The organism is Actinophytocola sp. (genome assembly GCF_036002505.1).
Taxonomy (GTDB): Bacteria; Actinomycetota; Actinomycetes; order Mycobacteriales; family Pseudonocardiaceae; genus DASYTH01.
Window position 1 is genome coordinate 20,078 of the sequence record NZ_DASYTH010000273.1, and the last position, 8,540, is coordinate 28,617.

The following is an 8,540-nucleotide window of genomic DNA, read 5'->3' on the forward strand; positions in this document are numbered from 1 at the left end:
CCCTACGGAACGTGCCGGCTCAATGCCGCTCAGATACCGAGCACGTCGCGCCGGACGTCCTCGTTGTCCCGCAACGTTTCCGGCGGGCCGCCCGCGATGACCCGGCCCTCGGCGAGGAGGTAGGCCCGGCTCGAGATGTCCAGCGCGCGGTCAATGTCCTGCTCCACCAGCAGAACGCTCACCCCGGCCTGGTTGATCGTGGCGATCGCCTCGAACACCTCGTCGGTGACCACCGGCGCCAGGCCCAGCGACGGCTCGTCCAGCAGCAGCAACCGCGGCGCGGCCATCAGCGCGCGGCCGATGGCGAGCATCTGCTGCTCCCCGCCGGACAGACTGCCGGCCAGCTGCGCGGACCGGGCGGCAAGTCTGGGGAACAGCCCGAACACCTCGTCCAGCGTCGCCCGGTACCGGGCCCGGGCCGCGCGACGGTACGCGCCGAGGCAGAGGTTGTCGTGGACGGACATGTGCCCGAACACCCGCCGCCCCTCGGGCACGATCGCCACCCCGTGGTCGCAGACCCGGTGCGCGGGCAGGCCGACCACCTCGGCACCGCCCACCGTGATCCGGCCGCGGACCGAGGAGTGCACGCCGCCGACCGACATCACCAGCGTCGACTTCCCGGCGCCGTTCGGACCGATCAGGCTCACCGTCTCGCCGGCGCCGACGTCCAGCGTGACGTCCCACAGTGCCTGCGCGGCGCCGTAGAAAGCATCGAGGTTGCGGACTTCAAGCATGTGCACGCTTCCCCAGATAGGCCTGGACCACCGCCGGATCGCTGAGCACCGTCCCGGGATCGCCGTCGGCGAGGCAGGTTCCGCGGTCCAGCACGATGACCCGGGTCGCCAGCGCCTTCACCACCCGCAGCAGGTGCTCGACGATCACGATGGTGATCCCGGAGGCGTGCACCCGGCGGATCACCTCCACCGCGTTGTCGATCTCCGCGGGGTTCAGCCCGGCCAGCGCCTCGTCGAGGAGCAGCAGTTGCGGCGCGGTGGCCAGCGCCCGGGCGATCTCCAGCAGTTGTCGTTGGTGCAGGTTCAGCGCGGACGGGTACGCCCCGGCCAGGTGCGCGAGCCCGACCATGACCAGGTGCCGCTCGGCGATCCTCCGGGCCGCGCCGAGGGACCGCGGCTCGCGGCCGAACATGACCGCCATGGCCACGTTGTCCCGCACGGTCATCGAGGCGAACGGCCGCGGGATCTGGTAGGTGCGGGCCACCCCGGCGTGCGCGATCCGGTGCGGCGGCAGGCCCGTGGTGTCCCGGCCGGCGATGCGGATGCTGCCCCGGGTCGGCCGCAGGCTCCCGGCCAGCATGCTCACCAGCGTGGTCTTGCCGGAACCGTTCGGCCCCACCAGGCCGACCAGCTCGCCCTGCCGGATCCACAGCGTCAGGTTCTGCACCGCGTGCACGCCGCCGAAGTGCCGGGTGAGGCCGTCGCACTCCACCAGCGCCGCATCGCTGTCCACAGTGGACTCGGGAATGTCCGGCCCGACCGCCTCGGTGGCCTTTCCGCGGCGCCGGGGAAACAGCGCGCGCACCCGGACGTAGATCCCCTCGGGCGCGATCAGGACCATCAGGATCAGCACCGCGCCGAGCACCACCAGCTGCCAGCCGGTGAGGTCCAGCGCGGTGAGCCGGTCCTGCAGCAGCACCACCAGCACCGCGCCGATCACCGGCCCGAACCAGTGGGTGCGCCCGCCGAGCACGCTCATCACGATCACGAACAGCGGCACGGTCAGCGTGAACACGCTGTCCACGGTCACGAAACCGATCTGCAGCGCGAAAATACTGCCGCCGACGCCGCCGATCACCGCGCTCACCACGAGCGCCAGCAGCTTGTGCCGGAACGTGGCCACGCCCAGCGCCTCGGCGACGTCCTCGGCGTCCCGAATGGACGCCAGCGCCCAGCCGGACCGGGTGTGCGCCATCAGGAACGCCACCGCGACCGCGAGGCCGGCGACCACCAGGTTGATCAGGTACAGGAAGTCCTGGAACCGGCCGAGCGCCGGCGGGAACGGCGGAAGGGGCACGATGATCCCCTGCCCGCCGTCGATCGCGCCGTTGATCCGGGCCAGTGCGGCCAGGATGAACGGCACGGCCAGGGTGAGCAGCGCGAAGATCTCCCCGCGCAGCGACCGCAGCCGGAACGCCAGCATCCCCATGCCGAGCGCCAGAACGGCGCACAGCCCCGCGGCGATCAGCGCGGTCGCGTAGAAGTTGACGTGGTGCCGGCCGAACAGCACCGCGGTCGTGTACGCCCCGACTCCGACGTAGGCCGCCTGACCGAAGCTGAAATACCCGCTGTAGCCGGAAAGCACGTTCCAGCTCGTCGCCTGGGTGACCCAGAACAGCATCGTGGTCAGCAGCGCGAGGTAGGCGATCGGGAAGCCCAGCGTCTCCCGGTACAGCGACAGCGCGGAAAGCGCGCCCGTCGCCAAAACGATCCCGATGAGCCCCCGCGCGATGGGGAGGGAAGCAACGTGGCCACGTTTTCCCGCTTTCGCTCCAGTCGCATGAACGTCACGTTGCTTTCCCATCACCGCACCGCCCGGCGCGCGAACAATCCCTGCGGCCGGAGCAGCAGCGCCAGCACGATCGCGGAGAACAGCACGAACGGCGCGGCCGCCGGGGAGAGCAGCACCGACACCACGCCGGAGAGCACCCCGACCAGCAGCCCGGCGGCGAGCGTGCCGGTCAGGTGCCCGACGCCACCGAGGATGACCACGGCGAAGACCGTGCCGAACCACTCGAACGCGGTGGCCGGGGTGAGCGCGTTGGCCAGCGCGAACAGCATGCCGGAGACCGCGGCGGTGGCACCGGAGAGCGCCCCCAGCAGCACGCCCAACCGGCGGTGGTCGATCCCGAATGCGCTCGCGATCGTCCGGTCCTCGGCGAACGCCCGCAGCGCCCGGCCGGTGAAGGTGCGCCGCAGCGCGAACTGCGCGCCCGCGATCAGCACGACCGCGATCCCGGACGCGAGCAGCGTGGTAACCGGGAAGATGAGGCGCCCCAACGGAACCGACGCGGTGGCGTACGGGTTGACCGCCGCGCTCATCCGCCGGAAGTCCGCGCTCCACACGTTGCTCACCAGCTGCACGCACATGATCAGCAACCCGAAGCTGGCCAGCAGCGAGTTCAGCTCCGAGATGCCGACCCGGTCATAACCCCACTGCAGCACCCCGCCCAGCACGAACATCGCCGGCACGGTGATCACCAGGGTCAGGATCGGGTCCCAGCCCCAGCTCGAGGCGAGCTGGAACGTCAGGTAGGCGCTCACCAGGATCAACCCGAAATGCGCCAGGTTGATGATCCGCAGCACCCCCCAGGTCACCGAGACACCGGCCGCCATCAGCGCGTAGAGACCGCCGAGCAGCACGCCGGCCAGGGCGGCCTGGAGGGTGCTCATGGGTGCACCTCGCCGGGTCGGAGTGCCCTGAAGGTGACCTTCAGGGCGTTCAATGCCCTGAAGGTCACCTTCATGGCATTTCTCCTCACGCCGCGGGACGCTTCAACTGGGCCGCCGCCCGGTCACTGGGCCACACCGTGACCCAGTCCTTGTTCTGGATCTGCTTGATCGCCTGCGTGGGTGGCCAGAAGTTGTTCACCTTCGGGTCGAAGGTGAGGTGGCCGTTGAAGGTGGTGTCGGCGCCGGACTTGTGCAGCTGGTCGCACAACCCTTTCTGGTCCAACCCGTTGCTGCCCTTGACCGCGGCGGCCAGGATCTCCCAGGCGGTCCAGGACGCCGCGGCCTGCGTCTCGAACACCGTGTACGGCAGCTTCGCGTTGCCCGCCCGGGTCTTGAACTCGGTGACGACGTCGCTCGCGTCGCCACCCAGCTTGTCCAAAGTGGACTTGTTGGGCTCGAAGATGGTCACCGAGAGCATGCCGTCGGAGGCGGCGCCGAGGCCGAGCGGCGGACCGGGCGCGGGGAACAGGCTGAACATCAGCGGCGGCTTGTAGCCGAGCTGGGCCATCGCCTGCAGCAGGTTGACCGGGTCGACGCCGAGCCCGTTGTTCACCACCAGATCCGGCTTGGCATCACGGATCTGGGTGGCGATCGGGGCCCAGTCGGTGGTGGTCGGCGGGTAGCGGATCTCGGCGACCACGGTGAGCCCGCGCTGTTTGGCGATCGACACGGCGCCGGTCTTGTCGGGCTCCGAGCCGTAGGAGACGAAGTCGGTGGAACCGTTCTGGTTGGTCACGATCGCCACCTTGGCCGGCGGGGCCGGCAGGCTCGCCACCGCGTCGAAGAGCTGGTTCGGCACGAACTTGTTCGGCTCCGGGCCGATCGACCAGCCGGGGAACTGGCATTCGTACTTCATCAGCGGCGCCAGCACCGAGGTGTGCTGTGGCAGCGTGAAACCATGCCGCTGCGCGACCGCCATGGCGGACAGAATGTTCGGCGTCGCGTACGGCCCGATGATCAGATCCACCTTGTCCTGACTGATCAGCTGCTCGTACAGGGTGCTGACCTTCGCCTGGTCGGACTCGTCGTCCCGGACGATCCATTTCACCTGCCGGCCGAGCAGCCCGCCCTTGGCGTTGAGCCGGTCGACGAACTGCTCCCCCACGATCTTGTGGATGGCCCCGGTCGCGGCGAACGCACCGGACAGCGACAGCGTCGAGCCGACCACGATCGGCTCGGTGCTCGGCGCCGGGGCGGCACCACTGTCGCTTCCGGACTTCGCCTCGCACCCGGCGAGCGCGATCGCCGTGACGGCAACCAGAACGGGTAACCAGTGCTTCATGGTTCGCTCCGGCGCGGCCGCAGATGGCGTTGGCTTCCCTCGTCCGCTGCTCGGCGCTCGTTCCTCGCGCCTGCGCTGCTCCTCGGTCCAGCCAACACCGCGGCCGCACCTCCGCTCACTGCTCATGATTCAGCCCATCTCGCCGGTGTTGTGAACGATCCTGCCGCCGACCACGGTGAGCACCGGCCGCACCTGGCGCAGCTGGTCCTCCGGCACCGTGAAGTAGTCGCGGTCGAGCACCACGACGTCGCCGAGCCGGCCCGGCTCGAGCGTGCCGAGCTGGTGCTCGTCCGGGCCGCCGAGGAACCAGCCGTTGGCCCGGGTGTAAAGGGCCAGCACCTCCTGCCGGCTGATCTGCTGGCCGGCGTTGATCACCTGCCCGAGCGCGTTCCGCCCGGTCGTCGCGTAATACATATGAATGAACGGGTTCATCGGCGCGATCTGCATGCCGTCCGAGCTCATCCCCGCCGGAATCCCGCTGTCCACGATCATCCGGAACGGCGGCCCGTTGCTGGTCGCGGTGCCGGCGAGATAACGCCACCCGGTCAGGTTCACCCCGCCGCCGATCGCCTTGAGCCGGTCCACATAATCCCGGGTGATGAACGGAACGTGCGCCACCACCCAGCGCAGCCCGGTGATCGAGTGCTCGGCGTTGACCGCCTCATACCCCTGAATCTCGGTCTGAAAGTCGGTCGGCGTCAACGAATGCACCTCGGCGCGCCACCCCGCCGCGGCCACCTTGCGCGCGGCGTCCAGCCACGTCGCCCCGAGCCCGGCCGCGATGAACTCCCCGATCCCGCCGGTCCGCACCCAGTCGTTGCCATAGAACGGAAACGCGTTCCGCAGCCGCTGCGTCAACTCCGGCAGCGCCGGATCGGTCTCCATGTGCAGGAAGTTGATCCGCAACCGGACGATCCCCGCACCCTCCGCGTACACCGCGAGAAACGGCTGGTGCATCGCGAAGTTGTCCTCATGCGCCGCCCCGTCCGACGGCGTCCCGGTCGCCTGGAACGCGCCCTGGTCCAGATGCGTGGTCACCCCGACGCTCGCCGCGTACGCCATCGCGTCCCGCACCCCACGCATACGCTGCTCGAACGTGAGCGTGCGCCGCAATGCCAGCGTCGCTTTTCCGGTCTCCGTCCCCGCGGCGATCGAACCGTCCGCGCCCACCGTCACCGCCGGGTCCGCCGCCTCGAGGAACGCCTTCCCCAAGCTGTTCGTCACCGACGGCCCGCTGAAGCTGATCGAGAGATAGGCCGGATGCCGCGGCACCGCACTGTCCAGTTCGGACAGCGTCGGCAACCGCACCTCCCGGAACTGGTTGAAGTGAAAGCCGCCGATCGTCGTGATGAACTCCCCCGCCGGCACCCGCCGCGCCCGCTCCCGGTACGCCGCGGCCACATCCGCGATGGAGTACGCGTTCTCCAGCGGCGTGTGCCGCCCCGGCCGGTTCCCCATCAACACAACATGGTTGTGGTTGTCGATGATCCCCGGAATCGCCGTCCGCCCGTGCAGATTCACCAACCGCGCCCGCTCCGACACCACCCGCCGCGCGGCCCCGAGGCTGTCCCCGACGTAAACGACCCGCCCGTCACGGACCGCCACCACCCCGACCACGCGGCCCGCCCGGTCCATCGTATGGATCTTGCCGCCATACAGCACAAGATCGTCCACCCCCGGCGCCCCACCGGTCGCCTCCGCGGGCACAGCACCGCCGACCGCACCCGCGCCCACCACCGCACCCGCGGCACCGGCCCGCACCACAGTCCGTCTCGATACGCCCTTGTATCCACTCGCACCCATCGTCCGACCGCCCTTCATCGGCTCACGACGGCTGCTAACGCGCGTGAGTGTAAGCTCACACTTCACGCCTGTGCAATGCTGCTTAACAGCGTGGTAGGTACGGCCTCAACACCTCGACGGTGTCCGGACAGGCCAGGTAGCCCCGCACCGTATGAAAGTCCCACTCCCCGATCCGCAGATCCGACCGGTGCACATCGATCCCGTCGAAACACTCCCCCAGGTCCCGCGGAACAGCCACGATGTCCCCCACATCCGCCAAGTTCACCCACCGCCCCACCCCCGGCGGCCGCGCCCCCCGCCCACCCGTCGCCGGCCGCAACCGCTCAAACACCACCCCCGGCATCCCCAGCGGGCTCCCCAACGTCACCAGCACCTCAACCCCGAGCTCCGGCCGCGCCCAGAACGCCTCATACGCCACGACACTCCCCAGCGAGTGCGCCACCACCACCCCCGGCCGCTGCGCCTCAATGACATCGGCAACCGCCTCCCGCGCCGCCACCCGCCGCGCCGACCCCGGCTCAGCCAGGTACGTGTGCACCTCCCGGCAGAACCCGATCGCCGCCACCCGCGCCGCCCGCCCGAACCGCCGGCTCAACCACTCAGCCGCCTGCCGCGCCCTCGCCGTCCGCGGCCCCAACGCCACCTGCGCCCGCGGCTGCAACTGCTCCACCCAGGCAACCAGCAGCTCCTGAGCCCCCGGCTCCAGCAACGCCGGATCATCCTCATCCCCCTGCACCACCCCCCGATGCAGGTGATGCGCGTAATAAGCCACACTCAACTCGACCGGCGACGCCAGCCAGGACGCCCAGTCCGCACTGATCGCCTCACTCGCACCCGAGACCGACCGCGCGCGCCGGTAATAGTGGTAGCTGCCGATGCCATGCACCCCGACGATCCGGCTCACGCCCGCCACTTCCCGCGAACAGCCTCAACATGCCGGAACGTGATCACGTGATCGCCCGCGACCACCACCAGATACCCGTCCCGCGTTACCTCGATCGACGAAACCGGCCCAGCCACATCGATCCTGTCAAGCTGCCGGTGAGCCACCGGATCCCACACCCGCACAGTGCCATCGGCGCCACCACTGAACACAAGCGGAGTGGAATCGCTGGACACGGGTGGGCTGCCATTGAGCATGCTGGCGACCAGGCGCTCCGCAAGAGACGTATTCCGACTAACCGTCTCGGGCTCGTCGAGATCTATCACCGTACGTACGACGACGTCCAGCTGCGGCTTCACAGGCAGGAACACGATCTCAGGCAGATTTTCGATGAAGACATCATGGCGAACCTCGTAGGTCGAGAACGACCATCGCCGAGCGATTCCGAACTGCTGCCTCAGATATCCATCCGCTGCCGCGCGAAGTCCCCACACCACAGGCAACCGGTACTCGTCCGGGCAACCGATGATACTCAATGGGGCGCCAGGCCTCTCGAGGATCCGCGCAAGCACGATAATCAGCTCACTCTGGCAATGCCGTACTTGCTCCTGCATCAACTGGAACTCATGAGCGATATCGGAGAAGAATGCCGGCGACACGGGCGCCAGCCATGGCATCGAGTCAATTTTGGCACGCCACCCTTCCCAATTGGCGAGAGCGAGGGCGACCGGCACATCGAGGACAGCCGTCGAACCTATCAGCACGTGGGCGCTGTTCCGCCCGGGGCTGACGCCGGTGTCAACCCGCCGCACGACAGCCGCGGTCCCGTCTTCGAATTCGATGTACGACAATGCGTGGCCTGGCGACTCGGTGCCGGGCCCCGGCTGTAGCCGGACATGCTCCTGCAGTCTGCGCTGCCAACGTTGTGTTTCTGACTCTATAGCGAATGAATTAGCCATTATAGACAGTCCCGCGTCACGGGACCACCCGAAGAATGCCTGGTGGACAAGGTTGTCGGTCTGAGGCTCAGGAACGGTATCTTTGCCGAGTAAGCGAACGTCGCAATGCATGGCCGCAAGTGCGGTGACCGGTCCGGTATGGCCGG

At 68.8% G+C, this 8,540-nt stretch carries 7 protein-coding genes; all 7 read right to left on the minus strand.

What is annotated here, in order from left to right:
- Positions 1-29: 29 nt before the first annotated feature.
- Positions 30-734, minus strand: a complete 705-nt coding sequence (locus VGR06_RS24025) for an ABC transporter ATP-binding protein (protein WP_327561373.1) — start codon at positions 732-734, stop codon at positions 30-32.
- Positions 727-2,439 carry a branched-chain amino acid ABC transporter ATP-binding protein/permease gene (locus tag VGR06_RS24030; RefSeq protein ID WP_327561374.1) on the minus strand — a complete coding sequence of 571 codons (1,713 nt, stop codon included), beginning with the start codon at positions 2,437-2,439 and terminating at the stop codon, positions 727-729. Before VGR06_RS24030 ends, VGR06_RS24025 begins: the two co-directional genes overlap by 8 nt.
- A gap of 98 nt (positions 2,440-2,537) precedes the next feature.
- Positions 2,538-3,407 (minus strand): branched-chain amino acid ABC transporter permease, encoded by an 870-nt coding sequence (locus tag VGR06_RS24035; RefSeq protein ID WP_327561375.1) that lies wholly within the window; start codon positions 3,405-3,407, stop codon positions 2,538-2,540.
- Between the two features lie 85 nt (positions 3,408-3,492).
- Complete coding sequence (locus tag VGR06_RS24040; protein ID WP_327561376.1) at positions 3,493-4,749, minus strand: amino acid ABC transporter substrate-binding protein; 1,257 nt, start codon at positions 4,747-4,749, stop codon at positions 3,493-3,495.
- Positions 4,750-4,878: 129 nt separating this feature from the next.
- Positions 4,879-6,513, minus strand: coding sequence for an amidohydrolase (locus VGR06_RS24045; RefSeq protein ID WP_327561377.1), 1,635 nt, complete (start codon positions 6,511-6,513; stop codon positions 4,879-4,881).
- Between the two features lie 121 nt (positions 6,514-6,634).
- Positions 6,635-7,456 carry a serine peptidase gene (locus VGR06_RS24050; protein ID WP_327561378.1) on the minus strand — a complete coding sequence of 274 codons (822 nt, stop codon included), beginning with the start codon at positions 7,454-7,456 and terminating at the stop codon, positions 6,635-6,637.
- Positions 7,453-8,540 (minus strand): hypothetical protein (locus VGR06_RS24055; RefSeq protein WP_327561379.1); only part of this gene is annotated, 1,088 nt, incomplete at its 5' end. The genes VGR06_RS24055 and VGR06_RS24050, both read right to left, overlap by 4 nt.